Genomic DNA, 25,346 nt, shown 5'->3' on the forward strand with positions numbered 1-25,346 from the left:
AAATTCAATTCTTAAAACTTCATCTTCTGAATCCTAACCGCATTTAAAATCGCCAGTAGCGCCACACCTACATCAGCAAAAACAGCTTCCCACATTGTGGCAAGTCCGCCCGCGCCAAGGATTAAAACAAAAGCTTTTACAACAAAAGCCAGAGTAATATTCTGCCAGACAATTTTTTTGGTTTGTTTTCCAATGTTTATCGCCATTGCAATTTTACTTGGTTTATCATCCTGAATTACAACATCGGCAGTTTCTATGGCAGCGTCGCTTCCTAAACCTCCCATTGCAATTCCTACGGTACTTAAAGCAATTACCGGCGCATCATTTACACCATCACCCACGAAAGCTACCGTTTCGTTTTTGGCTTTAATTTCGTTTACTTTATTCACTTTGTCTTCTGGAAGCAAATCTCCAAAAGCATTTGAAATTTTAAGTTTATCGGCAACAAACTGTACCACATTGGTTTTGTCGCCGCTTAACATTGTAACTTTTACGCCTAATGATTTTAATTTAGAAACTGTTTCCTGAGCATCCGCTTTAATTTCATCAGCAATCGTTAAATAACCTGCAAATTTTTTATCGTAAGCAATGGCAATTGTAGTATAAACTACAGAGCCCGGATCAATATCATACGAAATATCAAATTTATCAAGAAGCTTGAAGTTCCCAACATAAAGTTCTTTTCCGTTAATTTCCGCCTTTAATCCGTGGCCTGAGATTTCTTCTACATTATTCAATTCAATTGATGAATCGATTATTCCAACATGATTATGAATGGCCGTCGCTACGGGATGCGTACTCTTTCCTTCTAAAACATTTACCAGTTTCAGAATTTCTTCTTTATCAAAATCAGGTTTTATAATGACTTCCTGAACTTTAAAAACACCTTCGGTCATGGTTCCGGTTTTGTCCATAACCACATTTTGAATCTTCGAAATACTATCCAGAAAATTACTTCCTTTAAATAAGATTCCGTTTTTACTTGCAGCGCCAATTCCGCCAAAATAACCAAGCGGAATACTAATAACCAAAGCACACGGACAAGAAATCACCAGGAAAACCAAAGCTCTGTACAACCAGTCGCTAAAAACATAATCATCAACGAAAAGCATTGGCAGTAAACAAATAGCAATGGCCAGATAAACTACAATTGGTGTATATATTTTGGCAAACTTTCGAATAAACAATTCGGCTGGCGCTTTTTTAGCTGTTGCATTCTGAACCAATTCCAAAATTTTAGACAGTTTACTGTCGTTATAAGCCGTTGTTACTTTTACTTGTGCAATTGTATTTCCATTTATCATTCCCGCCAAAACCGTATCGCCTTTCTTTTTCGTATCGGGTTTACTTTCTCCGGTTAAAGCTGCCGTATTAAACGAAGCCGAATCTGATAACAATTCGCCGTCTAATCCTAGCTTTTCTCCTGCTTTAAGCTGAATAATATCGCCTATTTCAGCATCTTTAGCTTTTATTTTTACTGCTATGTTATTTTCTAAAATAGTAACCTCATCCGGACGCTGATCCAGTAAACTTTTAATATTCGATTTTGCTTTGCTCACGGCCATTCCCTGAAAGGTTTCTCCAATGGTATAAAAAAGCATAACCGCAACGCCCTCAGGATATTCACCAATGGCAAATGCACCGATTGTGGCAATACACATTAGGAAAAACTCTGAGAAAACATCGCCTTTTACAATACTTTCGTAAGCTTCTCTTAAAACCGGAAGTCCAACCGGAAGATAGGCAATTGCATACCACGCAATTCTAACATATCCGGAAAACCAGCTTTGCGGAAAATAGTTGTCCAAAACAATACCAATGAGCAGTAATACAAAGGATATTATAGATGGAAGAAACATTTTAAACAAACTTCCCCCGGCTCCATGTTCATGATCGTGTCCGTCATTATCTGAATGTGCAGGTTCGTCGTGTGAGCAGCAACAGGATGGTTTGGCTTTATTTTTTGTATTTTTTATTTCTTTATCTTGATGTATCATTTTTGAGTTTCAAGTTTAAAGCTTCAAGTTTTACGTTCCCGAGACTTTGTTTAAAATTTATGTTCTAAATTTAATCATTTTGCTGCAATTACTCTTAAGTAAAATATTTTTAATCTCGCAAAGTCGCAGAGCTGCAAAGTTTTTTTCTCATTTTATGTCATTTCGACGAAATGACAAATAGTACGCCTAATTCTCTAATCAAAAACTTTGCGGCTCTGCGAGATTATTTCACCCAGCTTAAAAAAACTTAGTACCTCAGCAACTTAGAACCTTAGCATCTCTAAAAAAATTAGTGCTCATGCTCTCCTCCGCCCTTCATTGCTGAAAGTAGATAAAAAGCGCCTTTTGTCACAATTTTTACTTCAGAATCAATCTTATCAACGAACTTAATTTCCGTAAAACCTAAATCTGTTGTGCCCGGAATAACTTCAATAGCTTTAAAATGAATTTCTTTTTCATGAGATTCTTCTTTTTCGCCTTCTTTATGTTCGTGTTTTTCTTCGGCCTGTGTTTCTTCCTGAACAAAAACAAAGTATTTGTCAGCATTACGAACTACAGCATCTTTTGGTAAAGCCGGAACCGTAGCATTTGTAATATTGATATTTGCCGAAACATACATTCCCGGAATTAAATCTTTTGCATCTGCAGGATCAATTTTGGCATGAACCGCAACGGTTTTACTTTCGTTAGAAAAAGATTTATTGATTCCGAAAATCTTTCCTTTAATCGATTTATTGGATTGATTAGTCAGTACGAAATCGATAACCTGACCAATAGAAATCGAACCCAAATCTTTCTCATACACATTTAAATCCAAATGCATCTGGCTGTTATCTACCACTTCAAACAATGAAACTCCTGTTTGTGCAAAAGCACCTTTGGCAATATTAATTTTTCCAACGTAACCATTTATTGGCGCTACGATAGGCACTAAAGAAGTACTTCCTTTTGTAGAAACATGTAAAGCCTCCAGCTTGTTTTTTGCTGCCTGCGCTCGGGCTCTTTCGGCTGCTAATTTGGCTTTTACTTCCTGAAACGTCTTCCTCGGATTTACATTTTCATCACTCAATGTTTTCTGGCGGTTGTATTCCAATTGCAGATATTCAATATTGGCTGTAGCCGAATGATATTCTTCCTGCATTTCAATCACATCCAGATTTTGAATCGTAGCCAGTACTTTTCCTTTTTTGACAAACGTTCCCTCCAGAACATAAATATCTTTAACTGTTCCGCCAATCAAAGTCGAAACCTCAGCGGAGTTTTGAGGAGGGACTGTTGTGTAACCATTAGCTTTGATGACTTTATTAAGGTTTCGGTCTTCTACAAATCCAGTTTCAATGCCTACGGTTTTATATTGAGATTCCGTTAATGTGGCTTCTGTCTGCGATTTTTCTTCTTCGTGCGTTTCTTCGGCTTTTTTCTCATTGCAGCTTAGTAAGGTAACCGCAAAGAGCACAAAGAAAAAGCGCAAAGTACGCAAGGAAATTAAACTTTGCGTTCCTTGCGAAACCTTAGCGCTCTTTGCGGTTAAACTATTATCAAATATATTTTTCATTTTTAATTGTTTTTGATAGTTGGGAATTGAAGTTCGATGGTACTTTGATTAAAACTATGTGTGGCTTCTGCAAATTGTTTTTTAATATCAATCGCCTGATTTAAAAAACTGATGTACGACCAATAACTCATATCTCCGTTGGCATAACTTTTCTGTGCCGTTTCAATAATCTGGTTGGCGTATTGCAAACCTTCATTTTGATAATAATTTAGGTTTTTCTGCTGTTTTTTAAAGTTATGCTGCAATTCTTCTTTTTGCAGATTCAGGATAATTTTGTTTTTATCCAATGCCAATTGCGACTGCAAAATACTAATTTCCGCCGCTTTTGCTTTTGCCGTATTCACTCCGCCAAAAAGCGGAATCTGAAGTCCGGCCGTAAAACCCTGAAATAAGGATTCGGTATTAATAGTCTGCGCAAAATACCCCAAACCTAATTTTGGAGTTCGATTGGCTTTAAACGTTCCGGCTTCTTTTTGGTAAACCGAAATTTGCTGCTGATAAAAATCAGTCATTAAACTCTCGGCTTTTGAATCCTGATTTTCAATAAATGGATATTGCAGCGACGTCATTTCATCCGGAATAATATTTTCATCCGTCTGCACAAAAAACTGAAGCTGCTTTTGGTAAATAACCAAATCGTAATGCAATTGTTCCTCTTGCGTTTCGATTTCTTTTACTTTGGCTTTGGCACTGATTACCTCAATATTGCCGCTTTCTCCGGTTTTAAATCGGAGTTCAGCGTTCTTAAGGAATTTAGTGTAAATGGCGTTTAATTCTGAGTTTAACTTTTGAATTGAAATTCCATATAAGTATTGATAATAAGCCAAAGTCACGGCTTTTTCCAGTTCGTAAGATGATAATGCTTTTCGTTTCTCCGCCAGTTTGGCAAGTTCTTCCTGCAATTGTCTGTTTGCTTTTGTGACATTTCCTAACGGAAAGAATTGCTGTACCGAAACATTATGATCAAAATCAACACTGTTAAACTGCCCGCCCTGATATTGTACCTGTAACGGATCTGGCTGAAAAGCGGTTTTCTTTAAAACAGTTTGTTTTTCTATTTCTTTATCGGCAATTTTTAGGTCGATGTTATTTGATTTGGCAAGTTCTATTGCTTTTTCTAAAGATATTTTGCTTTGTGCTGATATCATTGTGCTTGCTAATAGGAATGCACTTAACCGCAAAGTTCGCAAGGGAAGCGCGAAGTTCGCAAAGTTTATTATTCTTAAATTATATAGTAACTTTTTCATTTTCTTTAATTTTTTGTTTCACGCAGATTTAAAAGGATTTAAGCAGATATGCGCAGATTATTTATTTGTTATTTTTAAAAATTAAATCTATTTGATCTGCTTGAATCTGTAGAATCTGCGTGAAAAATCATTTTACTTTACGGTTGAATTTCTCCAGCATTAAATACAGAATCGGTAAAACGATTAAGGTCAATAAGGTTGCCGAGATTAAGCCGCCAATAACTACGGTTGCTAAAGGTTTTTGTACTTCTGCCCCGCCGCTTGTAGATAATGCCATTGGCAAAAAACCTAAAGAAGCTACGGCTGCGGTCATTAAAACCGGACGCAATCTGGTTTTGGTTCCGATTAAAATTCTTTGAAGCGGATCGAGAATTCCTTCTGATTTTAATTGATTGAAATACGAAATCAGGACAATTCCGTTTAAAACCGCTATTCCGAATAAAGCGATAAACCCAATTCCGGCCGAAATACTAAACGGCATTCCTCTAAGAGAAAGCGCAAATACACCGCCAATAGCAGATAACGGAATGGCTGTAAAAATTAAAAGTGCCTGCTTATAACTTTTGAACGTAAAATACAGCAAAATCAAAATCAAACCTAAAGCGATTGGTAATGCAGCCGAAAGTCGTTTTGTGGCTTCGATTAAATTTTCAAATTGTCCGCCATAGGTTACATAATAGCCCGCAGGAAGTTTTAAATCTTTTTCGAGTTTCTGCTGAATTTCTTCTACAACAGTTTTAATATCTCTGCCCCTAACGTTTAAACCAACGGTAATTCGTCGTTTTCCATCTTCACGAACAACCTGAACCGGGCCTTGCTCATAATCTACAGTTGCGACTTGTGAAAGCGGCACCTGCTGTCCGTTTGGAAGCGGAATAAACAAATTGCTTACATCAGTAATATCCCCTCGATTGTCTTCATTCATTCTTACGACAACATCAAACCGCTTGCTTTCTTCATAAATTTTTCCGGCACTTTCTCCGGCAAACGATGAACGAATGATCTGGTTGATATCAGATATATTTAATCCATATAAAGCGATTTTATTGTAATCGTATTTAATGGTGATTTGTGGAAGTCCCGTTACTTTATCGGCTTTTAAATCTCCAATTCCTTCAATGCTTTTTATCTTCGAAATCAGTTCTGATGCTTTTGAATCTAAGATTTCCAGATCATCACCAAAAATCTTGATCGCAATATCGCTTCGGCTTCCTGTCATTAATTCGTTAAAACGCATTTGAATAGGCTGCGAAATTTCGATGTTCGCACCCGGAATTACTTCCATTTCTTCTTTCATGGCGTTGGCGAGTTCTTCCCAATTACGGTATTTACCTTTCCATTCTTTTTTGTCTTTTAAAACAATAATCAAATCACCGCTTTCTATTGGCATTGGATCGGTTGGAATTTCTCCGCTTCCTATTTTGGTTACGATGGTTTTGATTTCCGGGAATTTGGCTTTTAAAATCTGCTCGTATTTGGTTGTCGTTTCTACCATCTGCGTAAGCGAACTTCCGGTCATGATTGTCGCGTTTATGGCCAAATCGCCTTCTTCAATTGTTGGAATAAATTCACCGCCCATATTATTAAAGACAATTAATCCGAAGGCAAATAATCCGAGGGAAATTCCTAAAACGACTTTTTTAAATTGAAGGGCTTTATTTAAAAACGGGGTATATAAATTCTCAAACCAAAGCATCATTCTGTCACTGAAGTTTTCTTTGTGTTCTGTTTTCTTAGAAAGAAATAATGCACTCATCATTGGCACATAGGTCAGCGAAAGTATAAATGCTCCAATTACGGCAAAACCAACGGTCATCGCCATGGGTTTAAACATTTTTCCTTCGGTTCCTATTAAAGCGAGAATTGGTAAATACACGATTAAAATAATGATTTCTCCAAAAGCGGCACTATTCCTGATTTTTGATGCCGAATTGTAAATTTCAACATCCATTTCTTCCTGAGAAAGTTCTTTTTTTCGTTTGAGTTTCTGCAGATGATGCATCGAAGCTTCTACAATAATAACAGCTCCATCAACGATAATTCCGAAATCTATGGCACCTAAACTCATAAGGTTTCCGCTTACGCCAAAGGCATTCATCAAGATAATAGCAAACAACATCGCCAGCGGAATTACCGAAGCGACGATCAGTCCGGCACGAAGATTACCAAGAAATAAAATCAGAACAAAAATGACAATTAAAGCGCCTTCAAGTAAGTTTGTGGTAACAGTTCCAATTGCGTTATCAACCAGTTTTCCTCTGTCAATAAAGGCTTCTGCAACGACACCTTCGGGCAGGCTTTTATTAATCTGGGTCATTCTTTCATGAATTCGGTTTACTACTGCGCTGGAGTTTTCGCCTTTCAGCATTAAAACCAAACCGGAAACTATTTCTCCCTTTCCGTCTTTTGTTGAAGCACCGTAACGCAATGCAATGCCTTCGCGAACCTGCGCTACATCGCGCACGAGAACGGGAGAACCGTTTCTGTTTTTAACCACGACATTTCCGAGGTCTTTTACACCTTTTGCCATTCCAACACCTCGGATGAAATATGCATACTGATCTTTTTCAATATAAGCGCCTCCAGTATTTTGGTTGTTTTTTTCTAAAGCATCAAAAATTTCGGTGATCGTTACACCCAGACTATTTAGTGTATTTGGATTTACGGCGATTTCATATTGTTTTAATTTTCCTCCCCAGGTACTTACATCGGCAACGCCTTTAATTCCCTGCAATTGCGGAATAATAATCCAATCCTGAATGGTTCTCAGCTGTACAGCATCGTATTTATTTTCCCAGCCTTTTTTGGCGTAAACATCATATTGGTAAATTTCGCCTAATCCTGTTGTAATTGGCGCTAATTCTGGTGTGCCGGCATAGGGCGGAATATTTTCTTCGGCTTGTTTTAAGCGTTGGAATATTTGTTCGCGTGCCCAGTAAATATCGACATCATCTTCAAAAACAACGGTTACGACAGATAATCCAAAACGGGAAATACTGCGGAGTTCTATAATATCGGGAACCGTTTTTACGGCTTGTTCTAACGGATACGTAATTAACTGCTCGACTTCCTGACTTGCCAAAGTAGGCGCTGTGGTAATAATCTGAACCTGATTATTGGTTACGTCAGGCAGTGCATCTAATGGTAATTGTTTAAGCGAATAGCTTCCCCACGCTATTAAAACGAGGGTAAATAATAGTATAACGAATTTGTTTCGTATACTAAACTGAATGATTTTATCTAGCATTTGAAATATATAATGACATGAGAAATTAGACAAGAATTGTCTGATACATTTGTGGTTAGTCCACAACTCTCAATCCCGACAGCCATCGGGACATCATTATGCTATTTGAGGGGGCTGCCAAATACTTCCGTAAAAATTTGAAATAAAAACGGAATTGTAAGTGGGTAAAGTAATTGAAATTTTAGTGTAAGGGGCAGGAAATTCATACGTTACAGAAGTCTGGTAACTCAAAACCTGCGCGCCACAGCAGTTGCAGGCACAAAATGGAGAACATAAATCATTGTCTTTATCGTGCGAATGATTTTCTTCTGATGCAAACTGGGCTGTTGTATGCATAGCACTGTTCACTTCCATATCTGCACAGGGCATATTTGAAAGTGCTATCAAATAAATTGACAATAAAACAGTGATCCATTTCATGATTGTAAAAATAATACATTATTCTTTTCGCTTTCAAAAAAATATGTAAAACACTGATTTTAAATCATTTTATTTAAAAAATAATCCGTGATAAAGGAATTTTTAGTTAACTTTAACATTAATTAACACACAATTCCCTCTTAATACAATCATTTTATACTCCAGTAAAACAAAAAGATAAGCCGAAATTCCACTCAGAATACATTAGTCCATATTTATTTCTAGCAGTTTTATTTTAATCAACTAATACTCTATTCAATGAAATGTAAAAAACTAATATCAGCCGTTTTTTTATTATTTAGTGTTTCATTTTTCGGTCAGGTTTATACTGATAAAATCGTAGGACAAAAAAACCAAGAGTTAAAAGATAGTCTTAAGGTTGCCGATTATCCTTATGCTCTTCCTATCTGGGGTGAAAAAGTAGCCAAGAAAGGATATAAACTTCCTTACTCTGCCGGGCTTTCCTTAAATTATTTCTGGCAGGATTCTGAAATTATTATTAGTAATCTTCAAGTGGGTTTTAATAATGGCCCCATGTATAATTTAGATGAAATTGTGCGTTTTGATAAATCTTCTGTCGAAGCCGGAGCACTTACTATTCGTCCCGATATATGGCTGCTGCCTTTTTTAAATATCTATGGTATTTTTGGAAAATCAAGTCCTTCAACAAAAATCAATGCAGGAATTTATATACCTGACGCTGATAATAATTGGTCTGAAATTGCCAATTTTAGTACAAAAGCCAGTTTTAGCGCTACCACATTTGGTTTTGGAATGACACCAACTATAGGAATTGGAGGCGGCTGGCTGGCACTTGATATGAATATGGCCTGGACAGATGTAAGCGCCTTAGACAAACCTGCTTTTTCGTATGTATTTGGACCTCGTCTAGGAAAAACATTTAAACTTCCTAAAGCAGACCAAAATATAGCGGTTTGGGTTGGCGGTTTCAGGGTTCATATTTCCGGAAATACAAATGGAAATATTAATTTATCTGATATAATTGATTTATCTACAGCGCAGGCAAAAGTCGACAATGGACTAAATAAGGTTTCTGAAAATCAACAAAAAGTCGATACCTGGTGGAGCGGACTAACACCTGCTGAACAAAAAAGTCCTGCTAACATTGCTAAACATAATACAGCGAATCGTGCCCTGGATAGTGCCGGAAATTTTCTGTCAACTTTAGATGGCGCTTTAAGCACTGCTGGTTCTTCATCGGTTCAGTATTCGCTTCAAAAAAGACCTAAAGATATGTGGAATTTCATTGTAGGTACTCAATATCAATTTAATAAACATATTATGTTCAGGGTCGAAGCTGGTTTTCTGGGAACTCGAACACAAGCTTTAGGAGGAATACAATATCGTTTTGGATTATAAAACCATTTTTATGAAAAAAGGTTTAGTGTTATTCGTTACATTACTTTGTATGAATCAGGCAAAATCGCAGGTTTTGATTTCCTTGATTTTTGGTGATAAACTAAATTCTCCTTTCTTAGAATTTGGTCTGGAGGGCGGTATCAATCTTACGGATATATCTGGCCTGGACAGTGAAGGCGTAAATCCCGGTTTTAATCTTGGTTTTTATTTTGATATTCGATCCAAACAAAATCCGTCGTGGATGATTAATACGGGCGTAATTGTAAAATCGCCAATGGGTGCTCGCCATATTCCGGTTTATTCTTTAGATGATGTGAACTTAGACAATACTTTTGAAGGCGGAAGAGTGAATCGGGAAATTCGCTATTTTAATGTGCCTATTTTAATAAAATATCAGTTCAAAAATAGAATTTATTTCAAAACAGGCCCACAGTTAGGACTTTTGGCTTCGGCTTTTGATGAGTTTAAAAATAAAGTAAATGACAATGATGTCGTGTACAAGAAAAAAATAAGAGACGAAATCAGGGTTATTGATGCCGGAATTGCTTTGGGAGCGGGATATCACATGAATGTGGGCAACGGATTAAATATTACGGTTCAGTATTATTACGGATTGGTTCCGGTCATGAAAGGCGACGGCCCTAATGTTTATAACCGATCTTTGTATTTAACGGCGGGAATTCCTATTGGGAAAGGAAAAGCGGCGCAGAGACGTGCTGAAAAGGATGCGGAACTCAATAAAATTATTCTTCCCGAAGAGGAAATGCCTAAACCTAAAAAATAAATCTAAGTATTAATTGAGTTTAGTAGTTGTAATATTTCATTGTTATCTAAAACATAATCTGGTGTGGTAAACAAAATGGCATTATTGGGCATAAAAGGCATATCTGCAGCAAGCGGACTTTGTACTACGATTTTTCCGCCTTTGGCCTGAATAGCTTTTAATCCATCGGTTCCATCTGTGTTTGATCCAGATAATAAGATACCTACTAAAGAATCCTCATAGATTTCTGCGGCCGATTCAAAAGAAACATCGATGCTTGGACGGCTGTAATTTATTTTTTCTGAAATATCAAGTGCCAAAGTATCGTCTTTTTCAAATAGTAAATGATAATTGGACGGCGCAACGTAAACAAAACCGGGTTTAAGAATGGTTTTGTCTTCAATGGCTTTTACGGATATGCTGGATTTTAGAGTAATTAGTTCTTCTAAAGTCTGATCGTCGGTGCTTTTACGATGCACCACGATAACAATCGCAAAATTATTCAGTGTTTTTAATGCGGGTAAAATTTGCATTAAAGCATTCAAACTCCCTGCTGATCCTCCTATTATCGCTAATCTGCAGTTGGATATTATCTTATTTTCCTCCATATTTTCTCTTTTTCATACTGTTTGTATTTGCCTGGAGAAATAGAATATTTTATGGTTTCCTTTGTGCCTAAGGCCAGAAACCCTAAAACAGCTAAACTTTCATCAAATAAATTAATGACTCTTTTTTGAAGATCATTATCAAAATAAATTAAAACATTACGGCATAAAATCATGTCAAACTCATTAAATGAGGTGTCTGAAACTAAGTTGTGCTGCGAATAAACCATTTTTTGCGACAGTTCTTCGTCAAACTTGGCAATACCGTAATTGGCGGTATAATAACTCGAAAAGTCTTCCTGTCCGCCTGCATCGCGATAGTTTTGTGAATATTCTTTCATCATTCGAAGCGGAAAAATTCCTTTCTTGGCTGTGTCTAAAACCGTGGCGTTAATGTCTGTGGCGTAAATTAAGGATTTATGCAGCAAACCTGCTTCTTTAAGCATAATGGCCATAGAATAGACTTCTTCGCCGGTTGAACAGCCGGCGTGCCATAGTCTTATAAACGGTTTTGTGCCTAAAAGCGGTAAAATTTCGTTTCTGAGTATGGTGTAAAATGCCGGATCGCGAAACATCTCGGTAACATTAACCGTAATTTCGTCGACCATTCGTTTATAGTATTCAGCGTCTGTGCGTACTCTTGATAAAAATTCATGAAAATGAGTAAATCCGTCTAATTGGTATACTCTGTAGACACGTCTTTTTAGCGATGCTCTTGAATAACTGCTAAAGTCAAAACCATAATATTCATAAACCTCATTTATAAGTGTTTCCAGCTCAATATCCTCAATCATAATTCATCAAATTTTGCTTAGTATAAGCAGTAACTTATCCACATCAACTGGTTTAGAAATGTAATCATCGGCTCCAGCCTCTATACATTTCTCCTTATCGCCTGTCATAGCCTGAGCAGTAACCGCAATAACAAATATCGATTTTCTTGACGGAATGGCTTTTATTAACGGAATGGCATCATAACCATCCATTTCGGGCATCATCATATCCAGCAAAACAGCATCGATTTCTTCATCCGATTTTAATAGTTTTAAAGCTTCTTCGGCACTTGTACAAGACAAACAATCGTATGATTTGACACGCAAAGTATGCGTTAATGCGAAGATATTCCTGGAATCGTCATCTACAATTAAAAGTCGTTTTTTACTCATTTAATATTATTTTATTAAACCTGACAGGTTTTTTAAAACGTGTCAGGTTTCTATTGGATCAATTCATTTTAAACTTTATCGTACAGCCAAACTCTCAATAATGATAAAAGCTGATCAACATCTACAGGTTTTGTAATATAATCTGAAGCTCCGGCTTTTATACATTTTTCCCTGTCTCCTGTCATTGCTTTTGCTGTTACGGCAATAACCGGAAGATTTAAGAACTTAGGATTAGCGCGTATTTTTTCGGCCGTTTCATAACCATCCATGTGCGGCATCATCATGTCTAGTAAAACAACATCCGTATCTGGATTTTCACTTAAAACCTTAATCGCATCATTGCCATCAAACGCTGTAATAATGCTCATTTTAAATACTTCTAAAGCTTTTGTAAGCGAATAAATATTACGGACATCATCGTCTACAATCAGCACTTTTTTATCGTGCAGGATATTGTTTAGTAAATTTAGCTTTTTATGTCCTTCTTTTTTGTCTTTTCCTTCTTTTTTATCCTCAACTAAATGCAGGAATAATGAAACTTCATCTAACATTCTTTGATACGAATGAGCTGTTTTCACGATAATAGAATCAGCATATTTCTTAATTTTTACTTCTTCTTTAAGTGATAAGCTTTTTCCTGTAAATACAATTACGGGAAGTTTTTCTAATCCCGGATTTTTCTTCACGCCATCCAAAATCTGATATGCTTGTTTATCCGGAATTCCCATATCCAGAATTACGCAGTCAACTTCTGTTTTGCTCAAAGCCTGAATTCCATCTGCCACTTCGCTTTTTATCTCAGAATTAATATTGTACGTTTCCAGAAAATACGAAAGTGCTTTGGCGTGTTTTGGATTGTCTTCGATAATTAAAACCTTTTGAGCTTCTCTATTTATAATGTGTTCTATTCTTAAAAACACATCTGGTATCTTATCAAACGCCGCCGGTTTGTCTAGAAAATCAACGGCTCCTTTTAATAAACTTTCTTGTTTCAATTTATGCGATGACATAATATGAACCGGAATATGTTTCGTTTCGGCATGATTTTTCAGTTCTTCCAGAACTTCCCAGCCGCTTTTTATCGGAAGTTCAATATCCAGTAAAACTCCAACCGGTTTATAAAGCATTGTAAAGTTTAAAGCATAATCGCCTCGTACGGCAACGATTCCTTTGTATCCTTTTTGACGTGTAAAGGCCAAAAGTGATTTGGCAAAATTGATATCGTCTTCAATAATCAAAATTACTTTATCTCCTTCTTTTATAATGTCCCTGTCATCATCAATTTCATCTGGAATTACAGGACTGATATATTTTTTTGCTGGTGTTTTTAATTCGGTTTCAGTTTCTACTTCTGTAAAATCTGTCGGCGGAATTTTCTCTACATTTATTTTATGAAGTGCAGAACCAAAAACAGGAAGGCATAATGTAAAAGTACTTCCTTCGTTTACTTTACTATGAAGAATAATTTCTCCTCTTAGTAATTTTGCCAGTTCCCTGCTGATTGATAATCCTAAACCTGTTCCGCCATATTTACGTTTTGTAGAACCGTCTGCCTGCTGGAACGCTTCAAAAACCAAAGGTTGTTTGTCTACCGGAATTCCTATTCCGGTATCTTTTACAATAAAGCAGATTATTTTATCATCGTCTGTGTTTACTTTTATTTCAATACTTACTTTTCCTTTTTCGGTAAATTTAATAGCATTTGAAATCAGGTTTTTCAAAATCTGCTCTAAACGCATTTTGTCTGTTTTAATAACAAGCGGTGCATCTTTTGAAATAATTTCAAATTCAATTCCTTTTTCTTTGGCAAGAAAACTAAATAAGTTCCAAAGTGTATCTGTGATTTCTTTAGTCGAAACATCTAAAAATTCCAGTTCCATTTTACCGGCTTCGATTTTAGATAAATCCAAAATTTCATCAATTAAGCCCAACAAGCTGTTTCCAGAACTTTGAATTACTTTTGCAAACTCAATTTCTTCCGTATTCATGCTTTGATTGTTGTTTTCAGATAACAATCGGCTTAGAAGTAAAATGGAATTAAGAGGCGTTCTTAATTCGTGCGACATATTAGCCAAAAACTCTGATTTGTAACGTGTTGTTAATTCTAAAGCTTCTGATTTCTTTTGAATTTCATTGTTTTTTTCTTCTAATAATACGCTTCTTTCAGAAAGTTCTTCATTGGTTTGTTCCAATTCCTCCTGCTGTACTCTTAATTCTTCCTCAGAAGCCTGAAGTTTTTCAGTCTGCGCTTCCAATTCCGCATTAATAGCTTCCAGTTCACTGTGCTGTACCTGAAGTTCTTCTGACTGCGATTTGGTTTCTTCCAGCAGTTCCATTACTCGTTTTCTGTTTTGGGTAGAACGAATTGCGATTCCAATATTATTTCCAACCGATTTTAAAAATTCCAAATGAAGTTCAGAAAAACCATAAATACTGGCCAATTCAACTGCACCTTCAATTTTGTGATCTATTAAAGGAAGTGCCACAACATGCGTTGGTTTAATTTGTCCCAAAGCATAATTAATTTGAATGTCATCCGGAGATAAGGTTTTTAGTTCCAGAATTTTTCCGGAAGAAATGGCCTGCCCAATTAAACCTTCGCCTTTTTGGATTCTTTCACGATTTTTACTCGGTATATAACTATAACCTCCGGAAGAGATCAATTCATTATCTTCTAAAACATACAAAACACCTGCGCTGCTGTTAGTATATTGGCATAAAAATTCAATGACATCTTTAGAAAGTTTTTGCAGTGATTTTTCGCCCAGCATGGCATTGTTTAATTCTGCAACTCCTGTTTGAAGCCATTCTTTTTGAGATAATAATTCGAAAGAATTTTTAAGCGAAACACCCATATAATTTAATGACTCTCCTACACTTCCAAGCGCATCTGCTTTAGTATCGTCAACACGAATGTCATAATTACCTTTTGAAATATTGCCCGCAATTGTACTGATTGCTTCAATTCTTTGAGCAGTTTCAATATCTTTTTTCTCCAGTTCGGCCTGTAATAAAGAGCGTTCGTTATAATCTTTTAAAATACGAATTAAGAATACTATCGAAATAATAAAGGCAATAAAGAAAGCCACCACAATTAAAATCAAACTATACGTACCGTAACGTTCAGAGTTTGCATTGCGCTCTTCCAGAAGGTTTTGTTCTTTACTTTCGATTTTTTTGATAAGCGCCCTCATGTCGTTCATCATTAATCGGCCTTCGTTCAAATCGAATATCAGGGTTTCTTTATTGAAGCGTTTTTTAACAATTTGATTGTTCAGGTATTTAAAAAACCCGGAACGTTTAGATCGTAATTCTGTTAAAAGTTTTTGCTGCGGCGGATTGTCTGCCGTGAGTTCTTCCAGTTTTTCAAAATAAGTATTTGATCTGGCTTCCGATTCGTTAAAACGGTCTACAAACTGCTCATCGCCGGTTAATAAATAACCTCGCATACTAGTTTGGGCTTCTGTAATAATAGCCGAACCCTCGTTTAAATTGTAAATAACATCCTGAGTATGATTTACCCAGAAATTACTGTTTAATAAGCTTTTGATGCTGATAAAAGAAGCAACAGAACTAATCGTTAACACTAATAATGAAACCAATGAACTTATCAGCAGATTTCTTTTAAAGTTACCATTCATATTTTTAAATTGTATTTATTCGTATTTTAAAGGAAGAACAATAATAAAACTTGCGCCCTTGCCAACTTCACTTCTGGCCGTAATTAATCCGTTATGTTTTTCGATAATTTTTTTGGCAATTGCCAGACCAATTCCGGTTCCTTCATAAGTCTGACGATCGTTTAAACTCTGAAAAATAATAAAAATCCGGTCAAGATAAATCTCATCAAAACCAATTCCGTTATCCTTAACCGTGATTCTGCAATATTTCCCTTCCGGGGAAGCGGGACTGTCAAACGATTTATCAACAATTAATTCAGAAGTAATTTCAATTAACGGAGGATTGTTTGTGCCCGAGAATTTTAGTGCATTTCCAATCAAATTCTGGAATACTTGTCGAAGCTGACTCGGAATGCTGTCTATTGTTGGGAGTTCTGTAGTTTTAACCGTCGCATTTTTTCTTTCAATTAAATAATCAAAATCCGAAAGCACTTCTTGCAGCACAATATTCAAATCAGTTACTTCGGGCTTTACCTGTGCCGATAAACGAGAATAAGCCAGCAGATCAGTAATAAGCGTCTGCATTCGCTCTGCCGATTTTATGGTTCGGTCCACATAATCAATTCCCTTTTCATCTTCTTTTAAATATAACTCTTTGATTATTTTAATAAAAATCTGAATTTTCCGAATGGGTTCATTTAAATCGTGCGAAACCACCCAGGCAAACTGCTGTAATTCGTGGTTTTTTAACTCTAATTCTTCATTTTTAGAAACCAGTTCTTTCGTTCTTTCGGCGATTTTAATTTCAAGATTATCTTGTGCTTCTTTTCTGATTTTAATTTCTTTAGAAAGAAGATCTTTGGTTATTTTTAATTCGTTCTGCTGTTCGTAAATTTTAAGGAATGTTTTTACTTTCAGCATCAGCAAATCAGTATCAACAGGCTTTGTAATATATTCTACAGCACCGGTTTCATATCCTTTAAAGATGTATTTTTTTTCAATATTTAAAGCTGAAAGGAAAATTACCGGAATATCTTTGGTTCTTTTATTTCCGGAGAGAATTTTTACTACTTCAAAACCATCAAGACCCGGCATTTGAACGTCCATTATAATCAGACAGTAGTTTGTTTTTAGAATCTTTTTTAAAGCCTCTTCACCAGATTCGGCGGTATCTACTTCAATATCGTGCAATTCTAATGTTTTCTTTAAGGCAATAATATTTGCCTTTATATCATCTACAATTAAGACCATGCTGTAGTGGGGAATAAAGCGTTAAGAATTAAAAAACATAATTGAAATCGTTTCTCGACTATCATTTTTGAACATCTGATCCTATTCAAAAAGAGGCCAAAACTTTCAAATTTATAAATTTAAAGAACAAAGCGCTTTTATTCAAAATCAAATTCGTTACATAATTCCCATGTTATGAATTAACTTCAACTTAATCAGTGATTAATCCCTAATTCAAAATTAATAAAAAATTATTCACAGCCTTTAAATATAATACTTTTCTTTCTTTTTGTCCAGACAGCATTTTTTTGAGGTAAAATTATATTTCTTACAGTCTCTTTTTTCATACAAGCTGCAGTAATTTTAATACAAATGAATATGTAAAATTAATACCATGAAAAAGCCCAAAACATTTCCCGAGCAAAAACAAGAACTTCCTGGAAACGAACATAAAATGAATCCTGAGCCGGAAATTATAAGAAAAAACTACACCGGAAGCGGTAAACTTTTGGGTAAAACTGCTTTTATAACCGGCGGCGACAGCGGCATTGGCCGAAGCGCAGCAGTACATTTTGCACGTGAAGGTGCCAATGTTGCTATTGTGTATTTAAAGGAAGACAAAGACGCAAAGAAAACTAAAGAACTAATAGAAAAGGAAGGACAGCAATGTCTTCTTATCAGCGGCGATTTAAAAGATGAAAAATTCTGTAAAGAGGCCGTCAAAAAATGTGTTTCGGCTTTTAAAACCATAAATGTTTTGGTAAATAATGCTGCCGTTCAATTTCCACAAAGCGAAATTGAAAAAATTACCGCGGCCCAATTGCATAAAACATTTGAAACCAATATTTATCCGTATTTCTATATTACCAAAGCAGCGCTTTCGCATTTAAAAGAAGGCGATACAATTATCAACACCAGCTCAGTAACTGCGTACCGCGGAAGCGAACATTTAGCAGATTATGCGAGTACCAAAGGTGCTATTGTAAGCTTTACCAAATCCTTATCGACAATGCTTGCCAAAAGAAAAATCAGGGTAAACGGCGTTGCTCCGGGACCAATCTGGACTCCTTTAATTGTAGCAAGCTTTGATAAAGTTTCAGATTTCGGAAAAGATAATCCTATGGGAAGAGCCGGACAGCCTTCTGAAGTAGGTCCTGCATATGTATTCCTGGCCTGCGAAGACAGCAGTTATATTACCGGACAATTTATTCATATTAACGGCGGAGAATTAGTTGGCGGATGATTATTTAACCACAAAGTAAACAAGGGTCTACACAAAGTTTTTTCTCTGGCTGTGTTTATCAATCTCGCAGAGTATCATTCTTGAATAAGTTTTGCAATTAAATAAAAACCTTTGCTGCTCTGCGCCTATGCGAGATAAAAAAAACTCAGAATCTTAGCCTCTCAGCATCTTAGAAACATAAAAAAATGAATTACATAGACATCATAGGTCTTTTTGCCGGAACGTGTATCACAATATCGACAATTCCGCAGATTTTAAAAGTCTGGAAAACTAAGAAAGTAAAGGATATTTCGCTTAAAACTTTCAGTATCCTGACTTTCGGAATCTTGGTTTGGATTATTTACGGAATTCTTAAAAAAGATCTTCCCATAATAATTACCAACAGTGTTTCTTTATGCCTTAATCTTATTATGGTGTATTTCATTATTACTTATGAAAAGGAATAGATTTTTTTAAAGATTCTATGCAAGCTTCGGGGTAACTTAGACTCTAAGTTTTTTTCCGAGATGATTTTATCTTGCAGAGGCGCAAAGTTTATATGATTAAAAAACTTCTTTAAGATTTACATAAGACAAATTCTTTTCGGCTCTGCCTTTTCGTAATTTAAAGATCATATTAAAACTGCAAGAAAAAAACAAAAAACCAGCAGAAATCCGTTTATATTATATTTAAATTTAAGAATATCAAAACCTTATCTTCTTTAAATAAAAAAAACAGCTCTTTAGGAAAGCTGTTTTTTTCGTAATAGTAGTTAATATATAATGCTTGTCAGCTAGCTAATTTTTGGTTGTATGGTTTTAACGAAAAATGATATTTTGATTTAAACAATCTCGCAGCGCCCAGAATTTCAGTGAAATTTAGAGTTGAAATTCGTTTGATTTCGTTAATTTGTCTCTTTGCTATATTTACAACAGGATCAAATGTTTTTAAGTAATTGAAACTGTGCTGCTCTACTTCCATTTCTACAATATTTTTCAGAATGCTTTTTTTCAGCAGCGTCCCAACGACACCTCTTTGCGGAACCGTTTTATATTCCTTTATTTTATCTGAGATTCTTGCATTCTCTTTTCCCACATAAATATAATTTCCAGAATCGTTTGTAAAACGTTGTTTTACCTGCCAAACTAATTCAGAATCTTTATTACTAAGTGTTGGCATTCCTAAAAGCGTAAACTGAATACGTTTGTAGCTTTCAAAATACAAAACACTATTTATAACCGAAGAATTGCTTAATACCGCCGATTGGTTTTTACTCAAAACTTTCTTTTCTCCATTGGCACCAAAGCTATGGCTTACGTTTCCGTTTTCACAATACACAAAAAACACCGGAGCAGTTTTAATAGATTCAATACTTAAACTTACATCCTGAAGAAATTCAAGATCAAAATGCATAAACAAAACTTTATCATCAAAACGGGTTCCTTTTATAAACCCTTTTGTCCATTTAGAATTAATTTCTAAATTGTAATCGTTGTTTTTAGCAGTAAGTTTTCCGCTAAAGCTATCTTTAAGATCATTAAAAACGGCATCAAATTCTCCAGTATTTATGTAAAGTTTCTTCATTTTGTTTTGGTTTAAAGAGATTAGTTAACAGTTGTTTACGTACAAAACTAACTCTTGGTTTTTATCTCATTTTGCTTAAACCAAATTTCGTATTAATTATAAATCAAACTCTTATACAATTTCAATCAGAAATTTCATAATTTTTAGATAAGGTTCTGAGATGCTGAAATACTAACGTTTTAAGTTTTAAAAAACTCAAGTATCTCAGAACTTTAGTATCAAAAAAGAAAAAACAGCTGCCCCAGATAAATCTGGAACAACTGCTCCTCAGCAAAATAAAAATACTTATCTATTTTATTTTATGTAAGTTCACTGATGTCTGCGTTTTTGGAATAGTTCTTTTTTGGAATATCCTTAAAGAATTCTGCTTCCTCTAAATCAGCTGTGGGTCCGTATCCTAATAAGTGAGTTCCTTTTTGCTGATCTTTGGTTTCTATAATATATAAGATAGACATATCATCCGGATCGCTCATTCCTTCATAACGGTGATGCGCTACAATAAATATTTCGTCAGGCTGATAAGCATATTTTGTTTCAGAATCTATGAGGCATCCATTATCAAATAAGTAATTTGTAGTGTAGCCTTCGTCTTGATATTGCTTTATATAGTCGGTTTCGTGTTTTTGCTCCCTTTTCATGATTTTACTGATTTGAGATTAGTTATAATCTTTTGTACAATTCAAAGTTCCTCATTAAATACAATGAAAATTAACTCAATAGATTTTAATATTAGCTCATTCAAAAAATCGGCAGAAATCAAAATTTATTTTTCATTAATTTTAAAACCGCTTCGTTACATGGAGCAAAAAGTACTATATTTATTACGTAAATTTTATTGTTTTAACTCAAGAAAGAGCAATTTTTAATGAACAATTCAAATCACAATTTCCTTGCTAAAGGAGGCGAAATGGGCGCATTAACACGTGCAAAAGACTGGAGTAAAACTTCTGTTGGCGCTATTGAAACATGGCCGCAGAGTCTTTGCACTACTTTAGGAATACTGCTAAATTCAAAATTTCCCATGTTTTTATTTTGGGGACCAGATCATATTTGCTTTTACAATGATGCTTATCGCCCAAGCTTGGGTAATGACGGAAAGCATCCTGATATATTAGGACAAAAAGGCGCAGATTACTGGCCCGAAATATGGCATTTTATAGGTCCGTTAATCGATCAGGTTTTAACTGAAGGCGAAGCAACCTGGCACGAAGATCTGTTTTTACCAATTTACAGAAACGGAAAAATCGAAGATGTTTACTGGACTTTCAGTTACAGTCCGGTTAAAAATGACGACGGAAACATAGCAGGAGTTCTGGTAATTTGTAATGAAACGACGGATAAAGTCAGCATTCGAAAAAATTTAGAAGAAAACAGTCAGCGTTACAGAGACAATATACTACAGGCACCAAATGCCATGTGCATTTTTAGAGGGGAGGAATTTGTAGTAGAAATTGCTAACGAACTCATGCTTGAAATTTGGGAAAGAAAAGAACACGAAGTTCTCAATAAGCCTATTTTTAAATCGCTTCCTGAGGCCGCCGGACGAGGTTTGGAAGATATTTTATTACAGGTGTATGTTACGGGAGAAAGATTTACAGCCAACGAACTTCCTGTAAAATTAACCCGAAACGGTAAAGTGGTCGACACGTTCATTAATGTGGTTTACGAAGCTTTAAAAGAACCCGACGGAAAAATAACAGGCATTGTCGCCATTGCTCATGACGTAACTCTGCAGGTTAACGCACGTAATATTATTGAAGAAAGTGAAAAAAGATTTAAGAATATTGTGGAGCAGGCTCCACTTGGCATTGCTATTCTAAAAGGAGCCGATTTAATTGTGGATATGATTAATGCAACTTACTTGCAAATCATTGATAAAACCGAAAAAGAAACACTTTATAAGTCAGTTTTTGAATCGATTCCTGAAGCCGAAAAAACAATTCGTCCTTTACTTACGCAGGTTTATGAAGACGGGATTCCTTATTTTACAAATGAACTTCGGATTACTTTAAATCGTTTTGGAAAACAGGAGGATTGTTATTTTAACTTGGTTTTTCATCCTTTACGCGAGGAAAAGAATGAAGTTACAGGCATTATTGTGGTAGGTTATGAAGTTACTGATTCTGTAAAAGCAAGGTATTTTTTGACAGAAAGCGAAAAAGCATTCCGAAATCTGGTGATGCAGTCCCCAATTCCTATGACTATTTTTAAGGGTGAGGATTACATTATCGAACTGGCCAATACGGCTATGCTCGAGGAGATATGGCAGAAAAAGACAGATGAAGTTATTGGCAAACCTGCTCTAGAGGTGTTTCCGGAGCTTTTAAATCAAAAGTTTCCGGAGTTGCTGGATGAAGTACTGTACAATGGAAAAACAATCCGTGAAAACGAAGCTATTGTTTATATTGATATAAAAGGCCGATTACAGAAATATTATCTCGATTATCAATATACTCCACTTTTTGAAAAAAATGGCGAAATATCGTCGATTATGATTACAGTAAACGATGTGACGGAGAAAGTAGAAGCCCGAAAAAAAGTAGAAGATGCCGAAGAGAGAGCACGATTAGCCTCTGAAATTGCCGAAATTGCTACCTGGGATTTAAATATTCATACTCAGAAATTATTTTATTCTGACAATCTTCCGGAGCTTTTTGGTTTAAAAAAAGATTTAAAAATTTCACGCCAGCAGGTTTTAGACCGGGTTTATATTGCAGATCTGCCTATATTGGAAAACGCATATAAAACGGCTTTAAAAACTACTATTTACAAATATGAAGCGCGTGTTCTTAAACCAGACCAATCGACTTGCTGGATACGAGTTCATGGTAAAATTTTCTTTGATGAATTAAAAAATCCGGTTAAAATGCTGGGAACTGTTATGGACGTAACAGACGAAAAGAACAGGCATGAGATTTTAATGAAAAGCGAAGAAAAATTCAGGGTTCTTGCCGATTCTATGCCACAGTTTGTATGGACAAGCGATGGTATGGGAAATGTAGATTATTTTAATCAGTCGCTGTATGATTTTACAGGAATTTCTAAAGATGATGTCGATAAAAACGGCTGGCTTCAGTTTATTCATCCAGATGACCGCGAGGCCAATGTGAACCGCTGGATGGAATCTATAAAAACCGGTGAAGAGTATTTATTTGAAAACCGGTTCCGACGTCATGATGGAGAATACCGCTGGCAATTAAGCCGCGCTATTCCACAGCGAAATACTGAAGGAAAGATTCAAATGTGGGTAGGTACAAGTACTGATATTCAGAATCAAAGAGATTTTACAGATATGCTGGCAAAACAGGTTCATGATCGTACCGAAGAGCTTGAACTTAAAAACAGGGATTTGATTAATATGAATATTGAGCTTCAGTCTTTTGCCTATATTTCAAGCCACGATTTACAGGAACCGCTTCGAAAAATTCAGACTTTTGCAAGCCGTTTGGCAGAGTTAGATGAGCAGAATATTTCGGCGAAAGCCAAATCTTATTTAGAGCGGATTGAAATTTCGGCAAAGAGAATGCAGACGCTTATACAAGACCTTCTTACCTACTCCAGAACCAATTCTGCCGAAAGAGTTTTCATAAAAACAAACCTGGATGAAATTGTAGAAGAAGTTCTAATGGATTTTTCTGAACGCATCGAAGAAAAGAAAGCCGTTATAGATCTTCATCCTTTGGGAGAAGAAACGGTTATGTTGTTTCAATTTAGACAATTACTTCATAATCTAATTGGAAATGCTTTAAAATTTTCACGCAAAGAAATTCCACCGCACATTCAAATTAAAGCCCACCGTGTTGTGGGACACAAACTGAATTTTAAAGTTGATTATCCTAACAAAATCTATTTCTGCTTAAAGATTTCAGATAACGGAATTGGTTTTGATGATGAATACAAGGAACGCATCTTTGAGGTTTTTCAGCGTTTAAACACGGAGAGCGAGTTTTCGGGAACAGGAATTGGATTGGCAATTGTAAAAAAGATTGTCGAAAATCACAAAGGAGTTATTAAAGCGCACAGCGAAAAAGGTCAGGGAGCAACTTTTAAAATCTATCTGCCGGAACTATAAAAAAAACACCAAGCTCATTTAATAAATAAGTTTGGTGTTCTTCTACATCAAAAAAATGTAATCACATTTTATATACAAAGGTCTTTCTATCAGGCACAAACTCTTTCCAGTTTATGGTCAGGGAATGCTCTATGGACTTTACAATATCTTTCATTAAAATTGGCTTTGTAATGAAATAATTAGCGCCTAAATTGAGGCATTTTTCAATAATACTCGGCTCATTTGATGTGGAAAAAATAATCACCGGAATATCGCTGTTTTCCTTAGAACCTTTAAGTTCATTTAAAACATCAAAACCATTTTTTCCGGGCATATTTAAATCTAAAAAAATAACACTGGGAACTGGAGGCGGATGATAAATGGCATTCAATAATTTTTCCCCTCCTGAGTAAGTCTGGAGGTTTATATCTTTTGACAATGATTCGACGGCATCGGTAAAAATGCTCAAATCATCTTCATCATCATCAGTATAAAAAATGGTAAAGTTTTTCATATATTCTTGGAGATAAATCTATTTCTCCAAAGATAATTAAAATTAGCAAAATAAAATAATTTGTTTAAAAATTCTGACAAAAATAATTAATTGAAATATAATAATTTTAAAATATAATTCTATAATTGAGACGGTTATAAAAACCTCAACTTTGTTTTACGTGTTTCCGTAAACACAAATAATAATTATAAAATTTAAAACGATAAAGCCATGGGAGATCATAAAAACCTTACTGAAGAATTTGCTGTCAATAAAATCAAGGATTTGGCAGAGAACATAAAAACCTGTATGTTTTGCACTTACAACAGCGACAGACTGCAATCAAGACCAATGTCTGTTCAAAAAATCGACGATTTAGGACGTCTTTGGTTTTTATCAGACCGTAACAGCAGCCAGAATGCCGAAATTACCCTAAACCCGCAGGTTGAGATATTCTTTTCTGAACCGCACGATAAATTCCTTACACTGCACGGAACCGCAACGATTTCGTACGACAGGGAAACAATTAAAGAATTATACGATCCTATTATAAAAGTCTGGATGCCGGGCGGTGAAGATGATCCAAATTTGAGCGTAATCACTTTCACTCCTGAAGACGGTTATTACTGGAATAACAAACACGGCAAAATGGTTGCCATAGCAAAAATGGCTACTGCCCTTGTAACCGGCAAAACAATGGATGACGGGATTGAAGGAACTTTAAAACTTTAGTTTTTTTTATATTCAACCACAAGAGTTTTTACCG

19 protein-coding genes are annotated in these 25,346 nt (G+C 35.5%); 6 read left to right on the forward strand and 13 right to left on the reverse strand.

Annotation, left to right across the window (positions count from 1 at the left end):
• Positions 1-11: 11 nt before the first annotated feature.
• From L1276_RS03380 to L1276_RS03400, 5 genes are all read right to left on the reverse strand, one after another.
• A complete protein-coding gene (locus L1276_RS03380; RefSeq protein ID WP_253785448.1) occupies positions 12-1,997 on the reverse strand; it encodes a heavy metal translocating P-type ATPase in 1,986 nt (661 codons plus the stop codon).
• A 289-nt stretch (positions 1,998-2,286) separates the two neighbouring features.
• Entirely contained in the window at positions 2,287-3,552 is a 1,266-nt protein-coding gene (locus L1276_RS03385; protein ID WP_253785450.1) for an efflux RND transporter periplasmic adaptor subunit, read from the reverse strand.
• 2 nt (positions 3,553-3,554) lie between these two features.
• Entirely contained in the window at positions 3,555-4,799 is a 1,245-nt protein-coding gene (locus L1276_RS03390; protein WP_253785451.1) for a TolC family protein, read from the reverse strand.
• Positions 4,800-4,926: 127 nt separating this feature from the next.
• Positions 4,927-8,046: an efflux RND transporter permease subunit gene (locus L1276_RS03395; RefSeq protein WP_253785453.1), complete on the reverse strand. Its 3,120-nt coding sequence runs from the start codon at positions 8,044-8,046 to the stop codon at positions 4,927-4,929.
• A gap of 96 nt (positions 8,047-8,142) precedes the next feature.
• The gene (locus L1276_RS03400) at positions 8,143-8,466 is read right to left on the reverse strand and encodes a DUF6660 family protein (protein ID WP_253785455.1); all 324 of its coding nucleotides are present in this window, start codon (positions 8,464-8,466) and stop codon (positions 8,143-8,145) included.
• Between the two features lie 258 nt (positions 8,467-8,724).
• Here L1276_RS03400 and L1276_RS03405 point away from each other — a divergent pair, with 258 nt between their 5' ends.
• Together L1276_RS03405 and L1276_RS03410 are read left to right on the forward strand one after the other, a co-directional pair.
• Positions 8,725-9,846, forward strand: coding sequence for a hypothetical protein (locus L1276_RS03405; protein WP_253785457.1), 1,122 nt, complete (start codon positions 8,725-8,727; stop codon positions 9,844-9,846).
• Between the two features lie 10 nt (positions 9,847-9,856).
• On the forward strand, positions 9,857-10,630 hold the full coding sequence (locus L1276_RS03410) for a porin family protein (RefSeq protein ID WP_253785459.1): 774 nt from the start codon (positions 9,857-9,859) through the stop codon (positions 10,628-10,630).
• Between the two features lie 2 nt (positions 10,631-10,632).
• On the opposite strand, the gene L1276_RS03415 is transcribed toward L1276_RS03410, so the two are convergent.
• From L1276_RS03415 to L1276_RS03435, 5 genes are all read right to left on the reverse strand, one after another.
• Positions 10,633-11,217 (reverse strand): chemotaxis protein CheB, encoded by a 585-nt coding sequence (locus L1276_RS03415; RefSeq protein WP_253785461.1) that lies wholly within the window; start codon positions 11,215-11,217, stop codon positions 10,633-10,635.
• A complete protein-coding gene (locus tag L1276_RS03420; protein ID WP_253785463.1) occupies positions 11,199-12,008 on the reverse strand; it encodes a protein-glutamate O-methyltransferase CheR in 810 nt (269 codons plus the stop codon). Before L1276_RS03420 ends, L1276_RS03415 begins: the two co-directional genes overlap by 19 nt.
• A gap of 6 nt (positions 12,009-12,014) precedes the next feature.
• Positions 12,015-12,380: a response regulator gene (locus L1276_RS03425; protein ID WP_253785465.1), complete on the reverse strand. Its 366-nt coding sequence runs from the start codon at positions 12,378-12,380 to the stop codon at positions 12,015-12,017.
• Positions 12,381-12,448: 68 nt separating this feature from the next.
• Positions 12,449-16,021 (reverse strand): response regulator, encoded by a 3,573-nt coding sequence (locus tag L1276_RS03430; RefSeq protein ID WP_253785472.1) that lies wholly within the window; start codon positions 16,019-16,021, stop codon positions 12,449-12,451.
• Positions 16,022-16,036: 15 nt separating this feature from the next.
• The gene (locus L1276_RS03435; protein WP_253785474.1) at positions 16,037-17,251 is read right to left on the reverse strand and encodes a response regulator; all 1,215 of its coding nucleotides are present in this window, start codon (positions 17,249-17,251) and stop codon (positions 16,037-16,039) included.
• 373 nt (positions 17,252-17,624) lie between these two features.
• Between L1276_RS03435 and L1276_RS03440 the strand changes: the two genes are divergently transcribed.
• Both L1276_RS03440 and L1276_RS03445 read left to right on the forward strand, forming a co-directional pair.
• The gene (locus L1276_RS03440; RefSeq protein ID WP_253785476.1) at positions 17,625-18,473 is read left to right on the forward strand and encodes an SDR family oxidoreductase; all 849 of its coding nucleotides are present in this window, start codon (positions 17,625-17,627) and stop codon (positions 18,471-18,473) included.
• 185 nt (positions 18,474-18,658) lie between these two features.
• Positions 18,659-18,919 (forward strand): SemiSWEET family sugar transporter, encoded by a 261-nt coding sequence (locus L1276_RS03445; protein WP_253785479.1) that lies wholly within the window; start codon positions 18,659-18,661, stop codon positions 18,917-18,919.
• Between the two features lie 322 nt (positions 18,920-19,241).
• Here L1276_RS03445 and L1276_RS03450 read toward each other — a convergent pair whose 3' ends face one another.
• Positions 19,242-20,036 (reverse strand): hypothetical protein, encoded by a 795-nt coding sequence (locus L1276_RS03450; RefSeq protein ID WP_253785481.1) that lies wholly within the window; start codon positions 20,034-20,036, stop codon positions 19,242-19,244.
• Positions 20,037-20,335: 299 nt separating this feature from the next.
• Positions 20,336-20,674 carry a hypothetical protein gene (locus L1276_RS03455; RefSeq protein WP_253785483.1) on the reverse strand — a complete coding sequence of 113 codons (339 nt, stop codon included), beginning with the start codon at positions 20,672-20,674 and terminating at the stop codon, positions 20,336-20,338.
• Between the two features lie 227 nt (positions 20,675-20,901).
• Here L1276_RS03455 and L1276_RS03460 point away from each other — a divergent pair, with 227 nt between their 5' ends.
• Positions 20,902-24,108, forward strand: a complete 3,207-nt coding sequence (locus tag L1276_RS03460) for a PAS domain-containing protein (protein WP_253785485.1) — start codon at positions 20,902-20,904, stop codon at positions 24,106-24,108.
• A 61-nt stretch (positions 24,109-24,169) separates the two neighbouring features.
• Here the strand turns inward: L1276_RS03460 and L1276_RS03465 are convergent, their stop codons facing one another.
• Complete coding sequence (locus tag L1276_RS03465) at positions 24,170-24,601, reverse strand: response regulator (protein ID WP_253785487.1); 432 nt, start codon at positions 24,599-24,601, stop codon at positions 24,170-24,172.
• Positions 24,602-24,811: 210 nt separating this feature from the next.
• Here L1276_RS03465 and L1276_RS03470 point away from each other — a divergent pair, with 210 nt between their 5' ends.
• Complete coding sequence (locus tag L1276_RS03470; RefSeq protein WP_253785489.1) at positions 24,812-25,312, forward strand: pyridoxamine 5'-phosphate oxidase family protein; 501 nt, start codon at positions 24,812-24,814, stop codon at positions 25,310-25,312.
• Positions 25,313-25,346 lie beyond the last annotated feature (34 nt).

Origin of the sequence: Flavobacterium sp. HSC-32F16 (assembly GCF_024171645.1) — a bacterium.
Classification (GTDB): Bacteria; Bacteroidota; Bacteroidia; order Flavobacteriales; family Flavobacteriaceae; genus Flavobacterium.

Bases quoted from the DNA above. Each gene is read 5' to 3' on its own strand.
- L1276_RS03465 (WP_253785487.1), bottom strand. From the start codon at position 24,601: ATGAAAAACTTTACCATTTTTTATACTGATGATGATGAAGATGATTTG.
- L1276_RS03400 (WP_253785455.1), bottom strand. From the start codon at position 8,466: ATGAAATGGATCACTGTTTTATTGTCAATTTATTTGATAGCACTTTCA.
- L1276_RS03450 (WP_253785481.1), bottom strand. From the start codon at position 20,036: ATGAAGAAACTTTACATAAATACTGGAGAATTTGATGCCGTTTTTAAT.
- L1276_RS03415 (WP_253785461.1), bottom strand. From the start codon at position 11,217: ATGGAGGAAAATAAGATAATATCCAACTGCAGATTAGCGATAATAGGA.
- L1276_RS03445 (WP_253785479.1), top strand. From the start codon at position 18,659: ATGAATTACATAGACATCATAGGTCTTTTTGCCGGAACGTGTATCACA.
- L1276_RS03385 (WP_253785450.1), bottom strand. From the start codon at position 3,552: ATGAAAAATATATTTGATAATAGTTTAACCGCAAAGAGCGCTAAGGTT.
- L1276_RS03440 (WP_253785476.1), top strand. From the start codon at position 17,625: ATGAAAAAGCCCAAAACATTTCCCGAGCAAAAACAAGAACTTCCTGGA.
- L1276_RS03435 (WP_253785474.1), bottom strand. From the start codon at position 17,251: ATGGTCTTAATTGTAGATGATATAAAGGCAAATATTATTGCCTTAAAG.
- L1276_RS03425 (WP_253785465.1), bottom strand. From the start codon at position 12,380: ATGAGTAAAAAACGACTTTTAATTGTAGATGACGATTCCAGGAATATC.
- L1276_RS03410 (WP_253785459.1), top strand. From the start codon at position 9,857: ATGAAAAAAGGTTTAGTGTTATTCGTTACATTACTTTGTATGAATCAG.
- L1276_RS03420 (WP_253785463.1), bottom strand. From the start codon at position 12,008: ATGATTGAGGATATTGAGCTGGAAACACTTATAAATGAGGTTTATGAA.
- L1276_RS03380 (WP_253785448.1), bottom strand. From the start codon at position 1,997: ATGATACATCAAGATAAAGAAATAAAAAATACAAAAAATAAAGCCAAA.
- L1276_RS03395 (WP_253785453.1), bottom strand. From the start codon at position 8,046: ATGCTAGATAAAATCATTCAGTTTAGTATACGAAACAAATTCGTTATA.
- L1276_RS03390 (WP_253785451.1), bottom strand. From the start codon at position 4,799: ATGAAAAAGTTACTATATAATTTAAGAATAATAAACTTTGCGAACTTC.
- L1276_RS03455 (WP_253785483.1), bottom strand. From the start codon at position 20,674: ATGAAAAGGGAGCAAAAACACGAAACCGACTATATAAAGCAATATCAA.
- L1276_RS03405 (WP_253785457.1), top strand. From the start codon at position 8,725: ATGAAATGTAAAAAACTAATATCAGCCGTTTTTTTATTATTTAGTGTT.
- L1276_RS03470 (WP_253785489.1), top strand. From the start codon at position 24,812: ATGGGAGATCATAAAAACCTTACTGAAGAATTTGCTGTCAATAAAATC.
- L1276_RS03430 (WP_253785472.1), bottom strand. From the start codon at position 16,021: ATGAATGGTAACTTTAAAAGAAATCTGCTGATAAGTTCATTGGTTTCA.
- L1276_RS03460 (WP_253785485.1), top strand. From the start codon at position 20,902: ATGAACAATTCAAATCACAATTTCCTTGCTAAAGGAGGCGAAATGGGC.